We start from the raw sequence: 14,958 nt of genomic DNA, 5'->3' as shown, positions 1-14,958 counted from the left end.
GGTGCCCGCGGCGACGCGGCCTTTCCGGCAGTTCGTGGTCAAGGTCCACAGCCGCTGCGACCTGGCCTGTGACCACTGCTACGTCTACCGGCACGCGGACCAGAGCTGGCGCGGCCGGCCGGTCACCATGTCGCAGGAGACCTTCCGGCTCACGGCCGCCCGGATCGCCGAGCACGCGGCTCGGCACGGACTTTCCCGGGTCCACGTGGTGTTCCACGGCGGCGAGCCGCTGCTGGCAGGACGCGAACGGCTGCGCGGCCACGCCAGGGAACTGCGGCGCGCGCTGCACGGAGTGAGCGGCCTCGACCTGCGGATGCAGACCAACGGCCTGTGCCTGGACGAGGACTTCTGCGCCATGCTCGCCGACGAGCACATCGTCACCGGCATCTCCCTCGACGGCGACCGCGTCTCCCACGACCGGCACCGGATCAGGAACGACGGCTCGGGCAGTCACGCGGACGTGCTGCGCGCCGTGCGCCTGCTCGGTGCGCCGGCCCACCGGAGCGCCTTCGGCGGTCTGCTGTGCACGGTCGACGTGGCGAACGACCCCGTCGCCGTGTACCGGGCGCTGGCCGAACTGGACCCGCCCGGCATCGACTTCCTGCTGCCGCACGCCACCTGGGACCGGCCGCCGCCGCGTCCGGGCGGCGGGACGGACTACGCGGACTGGCTCATCGCCGTGCACCGCCGGTGGACGGCGGACGGGAGACCGGTGCCGATCCGGATCTTCGACTCGATCAGCAGGCTCGACAGGGGCGGCCCGAGCCTGACCGAGGCGCTGGGGCCGGGCAGTTCGGACCTCCTGGTGGTGGAGACGGACGGCGCCGTCGAGCAGGCGGACTGGCTGAAGACCGTGGCCCACGGCGCCCCGGAAACCGGCTTCCACGTGGCGTACGACAGCTTCGACGAGGCCGCCGCGCACCCCGGCTTCCAGGCCAGGCGCACCGGGCCGGACGGACTCTGCGCCCAGTGCCGGTCCTGCCCGGTGGTGGCGGTGTGCGGCGGGGGACTGTACGGACACCGCTTCCGGACCCCGGACGGTTCCGGCAAGCCCGATTCCGGCACCCCGGGCTCCGGCACCTCGGGCTCCGACTCCTTGGGCTCCGACACATCGGGCTCCGGCATCCCGGACGGCTTCGACAACCCCTCGGTGTACTGCGCCGACCTGCTGAAGCTGATCCCGTACGTACAACAGGCCGCCGACGGGACCGAGTTGCACGCCCTGGCCCCGGCGCACTTCGACGACCTCGCCGCCGGACACGGCGGCGCACCGGCCCTCCGGGAGCTCGCGGAGGCGCAGAGCAGCCTGCGGCGGGTGCTGCTCGCGGCCGCCCGCCGGGCGGCGCCGCACCCGGCGGCGGCCTGGGACGCCGTGTTCGCGCTGCCCTTCGACGCGCTGGAGGTGCTGCTGGCCGACCCCTATCTGCGGGTCTGGGCGCTGCGCTGCTGCGCGGGGCGGCCGCCCGATTCCGGGCGGCCCGCCGAGAGTGCCCTGGCCGCGGCCGTCAGGACCGGCGGACGGCTGAGCCTGACGGTGCCGCTGCGACACGGGGCGACGGTCCAACTCCCCGGTCTCGGACGGCTGTTGGTGGACACGGGAATACGCTCCATCAGGCTCGCGGCCGGTGCGGAGGGGCTCGCCGTCGAAGGCCGCCCGCTCGACGCCCTGCCGGAAGGTGTCGTCTGGCAGCCGCTGCGGCACCTGGACGCGGACGGCATCCGGGTGGCGCTGGACGACATCGACCCGTACCGCACCTGCTACCGGGCCGAGGCCGCACCCCGGCTCTCCGAATCCGGGGTGCGGGCCTGGCAGGAGACCTTCCGGGAGGCCTGGCGGCTGATCCGCACGGAGCACCCCCGGTACGCCGCCGGGCTCGCGGCACTGACCACGGTGACGCCACTGGCCGCCCCGCCGCCCGGCACGGAGGCCAGCGAGACCTCCCGGGACGCCTTCGGAGCGGTCGGGGTCGCACTGCCGTCCTCGCCCGAAGCCCTCGCCCTGCTGCTGGTCCACGAGTTCCAGCACGTCAAACTCGGGGCCCTGCAGGACATGTTCGACCTGCTCGACGGATCCGACGACGGCAGGTACCCGGTCGCCTGGCGGGAGGATCCCCGGCCGCCCGACGCCGTCCTCCAGGGCGCCTACGCCCACCTCGCGGTCGCCGACGTCTGGCGGACCCGGAGCCTGCGCCGTACGCAAGCAGCCGATGACGCCGCCGCCGACGCCGTCCACCGGGCCGAGTACTGGCGGGACGGGGTGCTCGCCGCCCTGGACACACTGGCCGGCACGGGAGCGCTCACCGGCCTCGGCCGGCGGCTGGTGACGGGCATGAGGACGGCGGCCAAGGGCCCCGGTGACCGGGGTACCGGGGGACAGGACAACTGACCCGGGCAACCGATCCGGACAACTGACAGGCTCCCGCCTCTGGTGGCAGCAGTGGATTTCGCGCTCCAATGGTCTGCCGGACACCGGCCGGGACACCGGCGGAGACCCGGCGCGCAGCGACGACGTGGAGGTGGGAGACGAGCCCATGGCCCATCCGACCGCCGCCCCGTCCCCGCAGCCGTCCGCGGGCCAGGACCCGCACTTCTTCCTCAGCTACGCGCGCACCCCCTCGATGAAGGAGGGCCGTCGACTGGACCATCCGGACAAGGAACTGGAGAAGTTCCACTGGGAGTTGTGCGGGAACATCATGCAGCTGACCGATCTCGACGGCAGCGGCCCACCCGGCTTCCTGGACCAGCGCATGGGCATCGGCGAGGAGTGGGAGAAGGCCCTCAAACGGGCCCTGGCCACCTGTCAGGTGTTCGTGCCCGTCTACACCAGGCGCTACTTCACCAGAGAGTGGTGCGGCAAGGAGTGGGACGCCTTCGCCCGGCGGCAGGACGCACAGCGCGGCACCAGGCCCTACACCGTCAACGCGATCGTCCCCGTCCTGTGGACCAGCCCCGCACACCTGGAACTGCCGCCGGTCGCCGAGGCCGTCCAGTACTCGCACCCCGACCTCGGACAGGCCTACCTGAAAACGGGCCTCTACGGACTGCTGAAGGACGGATACTGGACCCGGTACCGCAGGGCCGTCTGGGGGATCTCCCAGACGATCGTCAAGGTCGCCCAGCAGGCGCGCCTCGACCCGTGCGACATCGAGCTGTTCGACGACCTCCGCAACGTCTTCGACGAGGGAGCGTAGGATGCCGCTCTTCTTTCTGAGTTACGCGCGGATCCCCGGCAGCCGGCGCACCGGGGACGACCCCGACCGGCTGGTCTTCGACTTCTACGAGGAACTCGCAGGACTGGTCGCCGCACACGCCGGAGTGGAGCGGACGGCCGCCGGATTCGTCGACCGGCAGGGCACCCGGGGCGAGGAGTCCGTACGGGCACTGTCCGGCTGCCGGGTGTTCGTCCCGCTGTACTCCAAGCGGTACTTCACCGACCCGGTGTGCGGCCGCCAGTGGACCGCGATCACCCGCCGCGCCCTGCGGACCCGGGCCCCCCGGACCGTACCCGTGCTGTGGACGCCCTACCCGGCGGCCTCCGTGCCGGCGGCGGTCCAGGACGTCCCCGAAGTCCCGGCGGAGCAGGAGGGGCCGGACGACGAGGAGGAGAGCTACGCGGCCATGGGGCTGCACCAGTTGCTCGACCTGGAGGAGGGCCGGGCCCGCCGGATCACCGAGTGGCTCGCGCTGCGCATCGCCTCCGCGGCGGCCACCGTCCCCGCGGGCTCCGCACCCGGCTCCCTCGACCGGACGGCGCTGGCCCGGCTGCCGGACGCGTTCGCGGCGGCCCCGCCCAGGCCGCCCCTGCGCATCACCGTCCTCGCCCCGTACGAGGACCGGCTGCCGATCGGCCGCGAGGCCGCACGCTACGGCCCCGGGCCGCTCGACTGGCGTCCCTACGGTCCCGTGGCGGGCGGCCCGATCGCCGAGCAGGTCACGGAACTGGCCCGCAACCTGGGCTTCGCCCCCGAAGTGGTGGAGTTCGACAAGGTCGACCTGCGGGGCAGGGACACACCGGCCGCGCCCTGGATCCTCGTCGTCGACCCCTGGGCGCTGGGCGACCCAGGGACGGCCGCCAGGGCAAAGGAGTTCGACGACGCGCACCGGCCCTGGACCGCCGTACTGACCGCCCTCGCGGACAACGACCCGCAGACCAAGGAACACTTCGACCGGCTGCGCGGACTCGTGGAGTCCGTCTTTCCCCGCTCGCTGCGGGAGGGCCGGGTGGGGGAGCAGACGGCCGTCCGCGGACTCGCCACGGCCGACGCCTTCGCCCTGTGGTTCGGCGAATTGGCCGAGTCCGCCAACATGAGGTACCTGCGGTACATTCAGCCACAATCGTCCCCACGGAACACAACTGCGGTGAAACCGCCAGGAGTCGGCGTCGACGAACCCGGCACGGACGGCGGCGCCCTGGAGGCCAGGCCATGACCAGCGACGACGCGGGCCGGATCGTCACGTTCTACTCGTACAAGGGCGGCACCGGGCGGACGATGGCGCTCGCCAACACCGCGTGGATCCTGGCGTCCGCCGGGAAACGGGTCCTGATGGTCGACTGGGACCTGGACGCCCCGGGACTCGACCGCTTCCTGCACCCCTTCCTGGAGGACGAGAAACTCCGCACCACACCCGGCGTCCTGGACCTCGTCACCCGTTTCAACCAGTCGTACGGGGAGGAGCGGCGGCTCGCCGAGGCGCAGCACCCGGGCCGGGGCGAGTCCGAACTGCCGGTCACGGTCGACGCCGCATGGGTCGCCGAGCGGGCCCGCTACAACCACTGCCGCATCCCGGTCGACTGGGCGTTCCCCGACGCAGGCCGGCTCGACTACCTGCCGGCCGGCATCAAGAACAAGAAGTACCTGAGCGCGTTCTCGCAGTTCGACTGGAAGCCGTTCATGGACGGACCGCTCGCCACCCGGTTCCTGGAGGCGCTCAAGCACGAGTTCGTACAGAACTACGACTACGTCCTCATCGACAGCCGGACGGGTCTCAACGACATCTCCGACATCTGCACCGTCACCCTGCCGCACACCCTCGTCACCTGCTTCACCCCGAGCAGCCAGAGCATCGAGGGAGCGGCCAACGTCGCGGAACGCATCGACCTCATGCACAGCGACCGCAACATCCGCATCCTGCCCGTGCCCATGCGCGTCGAGGACACCAACGGCCAGGCCGACCGGCTGGAAGCCGCCAGGGGCCAGATCAGGGTGCGCTTCGACCGGATCCTCAGCCGCCACCACGACACCGACCCGGAGGACTACTGGGGCCGGGTCGAGATCCCCTACCGGCCCGTGTACTCCTACGAGGAGCTCCTGGCGCCGTTCCGCGACACCCCCGGCAACCCCTCCTCCCTGCTGGCCGCGTACGAACGGCTCACCGAGGTCGTCTCCGACGGCGAGGTGACCGCGCTGCCGCGCATGGAGGAGGGCCTGCGCCGGCGCTACCTCGACCGCTTCATCCGGCCCAAGCCGCTCAACGTGTCCGACGTGTACATCAGCTTCGTCCCGCAGGACCGCAGCTGGGCCGAGTGGATCCGCGCCGTACTGGAATCCGCCGACTTCCGGGTCCACCTGGCCCAGGAGGGCACGGCCGAGGGCACGCGGCTCAGGACCGAGACCGAGCGGGGGGTGGAATCCGCTGCCCACACCCTGGCGGTCATGTCCGGCGCCTACCTCAGGTCCTCCCGCTTCAGGACGACCTGGGAAACGGTCTACTCGGTCGACGAACTCGGCAAGCGCCGCCAGCTGGTCCCGGTACGGATCGAAGAGGTCAGGCTCGGCGCGCCGTTCACCGAGCACCTCGCCGACCTCACGCGCTGCGACACCCCGGAGGCCGCCAGGGAAACCCTGCTGAAGGCCTTCGGCGCCCCGCTGGAACCCCGCTCGCGCGCCCATTTCACCGGGCCCGACCACGTGCTTCCGCGCTACCCCGGCGCCGAACCGCCCGTCTGGAACGTCCCGATCCGCACCACCCCGTTCTCCGGCCGCACCGAACTCCTCGAAACCATCAGGGAGCGGCTGCAGACCGTCCACAAGCCGGTCCTCCTGCGCGGCATGGGAGGCGTGGGCAAGACCCTCCTGGCGCAGGAGTTCGCCCGCAGGTACAAGGGCGACTACGACGTCGTGTGGCACATCCAGGCCGAGCAGCGCAACCTCGCGGTCGAGCAGTACTCGGCGATGTCGGGCCCGCTGGGCCTGGCCGAGCGCAAGAACCCCACCGACACCGCGCGAGCGGTGCGCGACGCCCTCGACAGCGGCCGCTGGCTGCTGATCCTCGACAACGCGGACGACCCCGGCAACCTGGCCGACTTCCTGGTGAGCGGACGCTCCGGGCACGTCCTCATCACCAGCCAGCGCTCCGAGGGCTGGAGCCGCTACGCCGACACCGTCGAAGTGGGGGTCTTCAGCAGGCCCGACAGCATCACCCACCTGCGCCGGTGGCTGCCGGACATCGGCCAGGACGAGGTGGACATGGTCGCCGAGGCCCTCGGCGACCTGCCGATCGCCGTCGACCAGGCCGCCAACGCCATGAAACAGACCGGCAAGAGCGCCCGCGAGTACGTCGGCCAGCTGCAGCGCAGGACCGATGTCACCAACATCACCGGCGGCACCTGGGACTTCGCCATCAAGCAGCTGCGGGAGAACTACCCGCCCGCGGTCCGCCTCCTGCAGCTGTGCTCCTACTTCAGCCCCGAGCCCATCTCCATGGACCTGCTGGAGAGCGTGGAGATCTGCCGGGCCGTCGGCGGCGCCCGCACGCTCTCCCGCGCCTACCAGGAGCTGAGCCGCTTCGCCCTGGTCCGGGTGGACCGCAAGGCCAGGGGCGTCCAGGTGCACCGGCTCGTCCAGCTCTCCATGCGCAACAGCATGTCCGAACAGGAGCAGGAGTCCGCCCGCGAAGTCGTCTACCGCACGCTGGTCGCGGCCAGGCCGGGGCAGGACGACCCGGAGGACCCCGACACCTGGGACCGGTACCGGATCATCTGGCCGCACCTCGGCACCACCTGGGCGTTCAGCACGCCCGACGACGGCATCCGCGAACTCGTGGTGGACCGGGTGCGCCAGCTGCGCCGCCGCGGCGAGATCGCCCAGGCACTGGAACTCAGCGAGCGGTGCGTGGACGTCTGGAGCGAGGACGGGGACCCGGACGAGCGCTGGGTGCTGCACGTGCGGTTCCAGATCGGCAACATCCTGCGCGCCCAGGGCAAGTACGAGGAGTCCCTCGCCCTGGACAAGGAGGTGCTGGAGCGGCAGCTCGACGTCCTCGGCGACAAGGACGACCAGCACGTCCTCATGACCACCAGCAGCGTCGCCGCCGACCTGCGCGGCCTCGGCCGGTTCTCCGAGGCGCTCGCGTACGACCGCGAGACCCACCAGCGGTACGGCGACGTCTACGGCGAGGACCACCCGCGCACCCTGGGCGCCGCCAACAACCTCGCGGTCTCGCTGCGCCTGTCGGGCGACTACTACGAGGCGCGCGAACTGGACCGCAAGACCCTCGACACCCGCGAGGCGATCCTCCGCCACGACCATCCCCTGACCATCGAGACGGCCGTCAACCTGGGGCGCGACCTGCGCGACTGCGGTGACTACCGGGCCTCGGTCAGCCTGCTGAAGCGCGCCTACGACCGCTGCCTGCGCAACGTCGAACTCACCGAGGGCGCACCGACCGTCCTCAACACCATCAAGGGGCTGGCGGGTTCACTGCGGCGGGTGGGCCGCCCGGGTGAGGCGGAGGCGTACACCAGGGTCGTCCTGAAGCACACCCCGGAGGGGGAGGGGGAGATCTCCCCGGAGCGGCTCCTGGTCGAGATGAACCTGGCGGGCGACCTGATGGCGCTGGACCGGACGGGCGAGGCGCTGGAACTGGTGAGCAGGGTGCTGGACGACTTCCGGCGCGGCCTCGGCAAGGCACACCCGCACACCGTCGCCTGCTCCGCGAACTACGCGGTGCACCTGCTGGGCACCGGTGCGGTCGCCAGGGCGAGGGAACTCACCGAACAGGCCGTGGCCGACTTCACCGAACTGCTGGGGGAGGACCACCCGAATGTGCTCAGCTGCCGGGTCAACCTCGCCAACACCCAGGCGGAACAAGGGCAGTTGGCACAGGCGCGCGCCACGTACGAAGCGGTCTACGACCGGCTGCGGGAGGTCCTGCGCTCCAGCCACCCCTCCACACTGGTGTGCGCGGGCAACCTCGCCGTCGTACTCAGGGACCTCGGCGAGGGCGAAGCGGCCCGCACGATGCACGACGACGTCCTGGCCGAGCTGGTCAAGCGGCTCGGCGCGGACCACCCCAGGACAGTGGCCCTCCAGGAATGGCAGCGCACCAGCCTGGAACTGGAACCGCACCCGATCTGAGCCCGGTCGGAGCCCGGTCCGAGAAGGGGACACGGCGTCGTCATACGGCGTTGTCGCGCACCCACGCCAGGGACTGCGGCAGCGCCGGCAGCGCCGAGAAGTGCGCGGCGGACGGCTGGAGCACGGCGGACGCCGTGGGAATGCGCTCGGCGAGCCAGCGGAAGTGCGCGACGGGGGCGAAGACGTCGTACTCCCCGTGCCAGAGCAGCACCGGTACAGCCTCGATGTCCTGCGGCCGGAAGCCCCACGGTTCGCGGAAGGCCACCAGGTCGTCCACCCAGCCCTCCGGCTCCGGCGGGCTGTCGAGCCCGGCGACCGCGTCGGTCATCTCGCCCACCGCGGACAGGTAGTTCTGCAGCAGCAGCTCGCGGATCCCCGCGTCCTCGACGACCACGCGGTCCACGGACGGCATCTCCGGGTTGAGGGTTCTCAGCAGGGACGACGGATCCCGCCGGATGGCATCGGCGTTGCGGGCGAGGAGAGCGCCCACCTGGGTCCGGTCCGGCGAGTGGTGGTCCAGCGTGCGGTACGTCGTCACATTCGAGTCGGCCATGTCGGCGAGCCAGTCGAGGCCTTCGGCGTCCGGGGGTGCCAGGGTCACCAGTGCGGCGGCGCTCGCGACCCGGCTGCCCCGGTTCAGTGCCGCACAGGCCAGTGCGTGCGGCCCGCCGCCGGACCGGCCGACCACCGAGTAGCGCTTCAGGTCCAGGGCATCGGCGATGGCGTCGACGTCGTCCGCCGCGTGCCCGATCCGCCGGCCGGGGTGGCGGGTCGAGTCCCCGTAGCCGGGACGGTCGTAGGCGATCAGCCGGACGCCGAGCTTGTGGAGGTCGAAGGTCCGGGGGCGGGGGCCCTGTCGGCTGCCGGGCGTACCGTGCAGCAGGAACACCGGGTGCCCCTCGGGGTCCCCCCATGTCTCGTAGGCCAGCTGCCCGTCGCGGCCAGGCGCTCGCACCGAACCAAACACCTGATTGCCTCCCGTTACCAGCGGCTTCAGCCCGGAACGGCACCACCGCTCAGCATGGTGGACGGTGGGTCCGTTCGTAGCGCTCAAATCAGCCGAGTTGCCGGGCTCCCCAGCACGGACGCAGTAGCATTCGCGCCGCCGTCGCGCCGTCGGCCGTAGCGAAACTAGCCGACAGCCCCGGGGAGCGCGCGGCGGAACCGCGAAGAGCGGGGATGTGGCGGGTGTGAACCAGTGGGCCGGAGGTTGACGGCCCCGTACGGTACGTCGCTCAGTCCGGGGCGCCCCCCAGATCCGCGAGGTGGCGCCGGACGTCCTCGACGAGCGGGTCCTTGAGCTCGTCGAGGACCACCTCGGCGCGGGCCAGCTCCGCGGCCGCCTCGTCCGTCCGGCCGGCCGAGGCGAGTTGTCTGCCCCGTGCGAAGAGCGAACAGGCCAGCCCGAAGCGGTCGCCGACCCGCAGACGTACCTCGACCGCCTGCCGGTACCACTCGATCGCCTCGTCCGGCCGGCCCGTCGCGCGGCGCACCTCGCCCAGTCCGTGCAGCGACTTGGCCTCCGTGGGCAGATCGTCCGTCGCCCGTGCCCCGGCGAGGGCCCGCTCGTACTCCGCGTACGCCTGCTCAGGCCTGCCCAGCACGAGTTCCAGCGCACCGATCTCGGTCAGGGTGATCGCCGCGCCCCGCTCGTCACCGGTCTCCTGCTGCATCGCCAGCGCCTGACGCTGCCGCTCCAGGCCCTCGGCGTGCCGGCCGAGCAGCCGCAACGTCCAGGCCAGGTTGTAGATGCTGTTGCCCTCCCAGTGGCGGTCCTGGATCTCCCGGCTGATCCGCAGCGCCTCGGTGAAGTGCCCGAGGGCGTCCTCGTGGCGCTCCAGGTCGGACTCGGCCCCGCCGAGACAGATCAGGCTCCAGGCCTCGGCCCACCGGTCGCCCTCCCTGCGCGCCGCTTCGACCGCGATCGCGGACAGCTCGACCCGGGACGTGTCGCGCTTCTGCAGCCGCAGGAAGTAGACCAGCGCCACCGGCAGCTTCCACGCCACGTCGTCGAAGCCGAGCTCGACGGCCTGGTCGACGGCGTGCACCAGGTTCGCCAGCTCGGCGTCGCACCAGGCGAGGGCGGGACCTGGGCCGGGGAAGGACGTCGCTGCCCGGTCCGCGCCGTGCTCCAGAGGTACGTGCTGCCGCTGCGGCGCCAGCACCCGGTCGCAGGCGTCCGCCTTGCGGAGGTAGAAGGACAACTCCCTGCGCAGGGCGCCCAGTCGATCCGGCAGCGGCTCCTCCTCGACCACCCGCTCCCTGGCGTAGTCGCGGAGCACGTCGTGGAAGCGGAACCGGCTCCCGCCCAGCTCTTCGAGCATGTTGACGGCGCCCAGCGTCTCCAGGATGCGCCGGGTCTCGTTCTCCGGGCGGTCGATCAGCGCGGCCGCCGCCGGGACGGAGAAGTCGGGGCCGGCGTGCAGGGAGAGCAGCCGGAACGCCCGGCCTGCCGAAGGGGGCAGTCCCTGGTAGGACCACGAGAGCACCATGCGGGCCTCCATTCCGTCGTCCAGCGTGGACAGTGCTTCGAGCCGGTCGCTGTCCCGTGTGAGGTCTTCGACCAGCCCGCTCAGATCCGCGGCGGCACTGGCCCGCTGCGCCGCGATCCTGACGAAGAGCGGCATGCGCCCGCAGCGGAGCACGAGTTGGGTGGAACCCCGCAGGTCCTGATGGCCCGAGAGCTGCTGGAACAGCCGGACCGCCTCCGGGATGCCGAGCGGTCTGACGGCCACCGGTACGGCCCCGTCCACCGCGGACAGACTGCCCAGCCGGTTTCGGCTGGTGACGAGGGTGAAGCAGCCGGGCGACGAGGGCAGCAGCGGCCGCACCTGGTCCGCGCTGCGCGCGTTGTCCGCCACGACCAGCACCCGCTTCCCGTCGACCAGCGAGCGGAACAGCGCCGACATGGCGTCCAGATCGTCCACTATCCGGTCGGCCGACGCGTTCAGCGCGGACAGGAAGCCGTGCAGCACGCTCTCGGGCCGCAGCGGCGCCCGCTGGCCGAAGCCACAGAGGTTCACGTACAGCTGGCCGTCGGGGAACTCCTCCTTGCACGCGGTCGCCCAGTGAACGGCGAGGGCGCTCTTTCCGACCCCGGCGGGGCCGGAGATCATGGCGATGCCGTTCCTGCCCGCCGCGGCCAGCCGGCTCAGCCGGGCGAAGGCGTCGGTGCGGTCCGTGAAGTGGGTGGCGGCGCGCGGCAGTTGCCTCGGTACCGGCAGAACGTACTGCCCGCCGCTGTTCACACCGCCGAAGATGTTCCCGGCCTGCACGACGTGGGTGGCCCGTCCCGCGAAGGCGTTGGGGTGGGGGTCTGCGCTCATGTGCTCGCTCTCCAGGGCCGGCTGCCGGTAGGGGTCATGGCTGTGCCAGCCTGTCGACGGCGGTACGCAGCCCGGTGGTGAAGCGGACACCGGCCGGTTCCATCGCCACCTCGGCCGCGAGGGTGTCCACGGTGATGTCCGCCCGGTCCAGGTACCGCCGGTGTGCCGCGGCCGCGTCCCGGTACGCCCTCGCTCCGGTCGTGCGCGGGGCCCCGGCCGACCGGGCGCGCCACAGCTCCGCGAGAGCCACCTGGGCGTAGAGACCGTGGAGGACCCGGTGCGGGGACAACGGCACCCGTGACCACGGTACGGACACGAGGGCGGCCTCCGTCGCCGGGAAGAACGCGTACACGTCCAGCAGCGCGGCCAGCTTGGTGTGCTGGAACGCGCGGAGCAGTTCAGCGGCCGGGTCCGTGCCGGCACCGCCGGCGGGCCCCCTCCGTATCGCCAGACCGATGCCCCCGAACGCGCGCCCGGCCAGGTACGGGGCGTCCTGCTCCGCCGCCGGGGCACGGAGCGGGACGATCGCCCGCAGCCCCGCCCGCAGCACCGCGGCATGGGCGGGGACCAGTTGCGAGAGCTCGCTCCCCGCCGCTGTCAGTGCGGTCCGCCACGTCCGCCAGTCCGGTGCGGAGAGGCGGCCGAGAGCGGGCCGGGCGTCGTCGGCGCGGTACGGGTCGAGGTCGTCGACGGCGACGGGCAGCGACGCCGCGGTCAGCCGTCGGAGCCCGACGGGTTCGAGGTTCGCCCGGCCGCGGCCCCCGAGCGGGACGAGCGCGGTGGGCCCGTCGTCCGGGACCCGGAGCGCGCCCACGCCCGGCAGGTGGACCAGCCCGGCCCGTACCGGCAGCGGCAGGCTCACTTCCACACCCGCCCGCCGGGCGACGGCAGCCGCGACGCAGGCGATGTGCGCCCGGTCCAGGTCGGCCGCCGCCGTGCCGGCGGAACGCAGACAGCGGTCCGCCCATGCCTGGACGAAAGGGGAGCGCAGGACCTCCAGGGTCTCGGCCGGACAACGGCGCTCGCACTCGATCAGCAGTGCCAGGCCCTCGCGGGCGGCGACGCCCAGGGCCGACCGGCGAACGGGTCCGGCGGCCGCGCCCGCCAGCAGCGCCTTCGTCAGGGTGAGCTGCAGGCGCTGGAGCGCACGGATGCCCTCCGCGGTCCCCGCACCTTCGGCGAGGGCACCGAACGCGCTCTCCGGCAGGTGACCGGTGACGTACGGGAGGCCGTCGGTGCGGGCAGCGGCGGCAACCGCGGTGATTCTGGCGCCAGTTGTCCGTACGGTCCGTGCCGCCGGGACCTCGGCCGCCAGGACCCGGAGGTCGGCGCAGTACACCGACGGGTTGTCGAAACCGCTCCCGTGCCGGTAGCGGTGGGCGTAGAGCCCCCCGCCGCAGGTGCGTACGACGGGGCAGGACGTGCACGTCGCGCACAACTGCGCGTAGCGCTCGTTCCTGGCGGCCACGCCGGGGTGGGTCAGGAGGTCGTCCACGCTGTGGGTGAAGACGGACATGCCCGTGGAAGGTGCGCCCGCGTAAGCGGTCTTGAGGGAATCGGCCTGCTCCCACGACCCGTCGGTGTCCACCACGGCGAGCGCGACCGGCCGCAGCCCCACGGCTTCGCTTCCGCTGGGCTCGCCCCGGGACGCCCGGGTCAGGGCCTCGAACAGCCGGATCGGCACCGGCCTGCCGTCGGCGAGCCAGCGGGAGTGAATGCGGCCCAGCCAGGCGGCATAAGGGGCCGGTGATTCCCCGTGCCGGGGCGGTGGATTCTCCCACGTCGCATGGGGAAAAAGGAAGTCCATGCGCGGAGGCGACTCTTCCAGTAATGCCTCGTAGACCGCTGTCGGATCGTTCTCCACATCCACGGTGCACAGGATTCCGCCGTAAAGATGACGGAACTCCGGACGCCTCAGTAACTCAAGGGAACGGAGTACTTTCCTGTGACTGCTGAGACCACTCGCATAACGGCGGTGCCGGTCGTTCGAAGTCCGGTCGCCGTCGAGCGAGACGCCGACCTGGATGCCGAATTCATCGAAGAGCGAGCAGAATTCCTCGTCGAGCAGTACACCATTGGTCTGCACATGAAGACTGAGTCCGAATTCACCGCCCACGACGTCCCGCAGTGTGGTGGCGACCTCGCGCAATCGTCGCGTACCGAGGAGCAGCGGCTCTCCGCCGTGCAGGCTGATGCGCACGACGGGCGGCCGATGGGCACCGGCGTGCTCCGCGATACGGGTCGCCGCCCGCGTCACGACCGACGGGCTCATCGTCCGTGGTTTGGTGCGCCAGCTCTGGTCGGCGTGCTCGTAGACGTAGCAGTGGTCGCAGGCCAGGTTGCAGCCTCCGTGCACCTTCAGGATGAATTGGTCGATGCGGGGAGGCACTCGTCTCCCCCGATTTCGGAGTTGAAGGCCGCCATGCGCGCGGGTGTGCCACGATGCAGGATCAATGCCCGGAATTCCGCGGCCGGTGCGGACGACTCGGCGAGGAGATCCGCCAGAGTTACTTCTCCGATGTCGGGGAGAGGGCGCCCCGGGACAATGGCATCACTCATGGTCGTCTCTTCTGTCGCAGAGGTGTTTCGGGCCTGTGCGGAGCGCAGCGGGGGCAACCCCTCCAGCGGCCTCAGAATAGCACCGGATTCCACCGCCTTCCTAGGCTTTCCGGGTACTCCGGCACTCCTTCGCGGCGTAGACTTCGGCCGGTGAGTATCGAATCGGCTCAGGGGTCACAAGTCCTTCTCCGGCCGGTCACGGCGGAGGACGAGGAGAGATTCATCGAACTCGCCAGGATGAGCGTCGATCTCCACCGCCCGTGGGTGGGAATACCGTGCACGCCGAGCGGGTTCTCGGCCTATCTGGCGAGATCCGATCGGACGACCGGTGTCTGCATGGTGGTCTGCCTCAAGGACCGTTCCGACCTGGCCGGAATGGTCAACATCAACGGCATCGTCCGGGAGCCCTACCAGCGGGGCGTGCTCGGCTACGCCGCGTTCCTGCCCCACGCGGGACGGGGCTACATGTCCACGGGCGTCGCGCTCGCGGTGCACTACGCCTTCGACGAACTGGGCCTCCACCGGCTGGAGGCCGACATCCAGCCGGGCAACACCGCCTCGCTGAGGCTCGTGAGGCAACTCGGCTTCCGGAAGGAGGGCGTCTCACCGGGCTTCATCAAGATCGGCGGAGTCTGGCGCGACCACGAACGCTGGGCCCTCACCCGGGAGATGGAGCTGCCGCCGGTCCGGCAGCGGTGAATCTCCGCCGGGCCGCA

General features: G+C 71.7%; 8 protein-coding genes. 5 read left to right on the top strand and 3 right to left on the bottom strand.

Annotated elements, in window-relative coordinates:
• The first annotated feature begins 1 nt into the window (after position 1).
• From ACH4SP_RS28875 to fxsT, 4 genes are all read left to right on the top strand, one after another.
• The gene (locus ACH4SP_RS28875) at positions 2-2,386 is read left to right on the top strand and encodes an FxsB family cyclophane-forming radical SAM/SPASM peptide maturase (protein WP_398418924.1); all 2,385 of its coding nucleotides are present in this window, start codon (positions 2-4) and stop codon (positions 2,384-2,386) included.
• Positions 2,387-2,531: 145 nt separating this feature from the next.
• Positions 2,532-3,191, top strand: a complete 660-nt coding sequence (locus tag ACH4SP_RS28870) for a TIR-like protein FxsC (protein ID WP_398418922.1) — start codon at positions 2,532-2,534, stop codon at positions 3,189-3,191.
• A 1-nt stretch (position 3,192) separates the two neighbouring features.
• Positions 3,193-4,428, top strand: coding sequence for an FxsC protein (gene fsxC, locus ACH4SP_RS28865; RefSeq protein ID WP_398418920.1), 1,236 nt, complete (start codon positions 3,193-3,195; stop codon positions 4,426-4,428).
• The gene (fxsT, locus tag ACH4SP_RS28860; RefSeq protein WP_398418918.1) at positions 4,425-8,357 is read left to right on the top strand and encodes an FxSxx-COOH system tetratricopeptide repeat protein; all 3,933 of its coding nucleotides are present in this window, start codon (positions 4,425-4,427) and stop codon (positions 8,355-8,357) included. Before fsxC ends, fxsT begins: the two co-directional genes overlap by 4 nt.
• Before the next feature lie 40 nt (positions 8,358-8,397).
• Here the strand turns inward: fxsT and ACH4SP_RS28855 are convergent, their stop codons facing one another.
• The 3 genes from ACH4SP_RS28855 to ACH4SP_RS28845 form a co-directional block, all read right to left on the bottom strand.
• A complete protein-coding gene (locus tag ACH4SP_RS28855) occupies positions 8,398-9,312 on the bottom strand; it encodes an alpha/beta fold hydrolase (protein WP_398418916.1) in 915 nt (304 codons plus the stop codon).
• Between the two features lie 280 nt (positions 9,313-9,592).
• A complete protein-coding gene (locus tag ACH4SP_RS28850) occupies positions 9,593-11,683 on the bottom strand; it encodes a tetratricopeptide repeat protein (RefSeq protein WP_398418914.1) in 2,091 nt (696 codons plus the stop codon).
• Between the two features lie 34 nt (positions 11,684-11,717).
• Positions 11,718-14,072, bottom strand: coding sequence for an FxsB family cyclophane-forming radical SAM/SPASM peptide maturase (locus tag ACH4SP_RS28845; protein ID WP_398418912.1), 2,355 nt, complete (start codon positions 14,070-14,072; stop codon positions 11,718-11,720).
• Positions 14,073-14,392: 320 nt separating this feature from the next.
• Between ACH4SP_RS28845 and ACH4SP_RS28840 the strand changes: the two genes are divergently transcribed.
• Positions 14,393-14,941 (top strand): GNAT family N-acetyltransferase, encoded by a 549-nt coding sequence (locus ACH4SP_RS28840; RefSeq protein WP_398418910.1) that lies wholly within the window; start codon positions 14,393-14,395, stop codon positions 14,939-14,941.
• The last annotated feature ends 17 nt before the right edge of the window (positions 14,942-14,958 follow it).

This window comes from Streptomyces sp. NPDC021093, assembly GCF_044333135.1.
GTDB lineage: Bacteria > Actinomycetota > Actinomycetes > Streptomycetales > Streptomycetaceae > Streptomyces.
Note: the sequence above shows the minus strand (reverse complement) of the source record. Positions and strands in the feature narration are given on the sequence as shown.

Coding starts and splice junctions, on each gene's coding strand:
- ACH4SP_RS28870 (WP_398418922.1), top strand. CDS start 2,532: ATGGCCCATCCGACCGCCGCCCCGTCCCCGCAGCCGTCCGCGGGCCAG.
- fsxC (WP_398418920.1), top strand. CDS start 3,193: ATGCCGCTCTTCTTTCTGAGTTACGCGCGGATCCCCGGCAGCCGGCGC.
- fxsT (WP_398418918.1), top strand. CDS start 4,425: ATGACCAGCGACGACGCGGGCCGGATCGTCACGTTCTACTCGTACAAG.
- ACH4SP_RS28850 (WP_398418914.1), bottom strand. CDS start 11,683: ATGAGCGCAGACCCCCACCCCAACGCCTTCGCGGGACGGGCCACCCAC.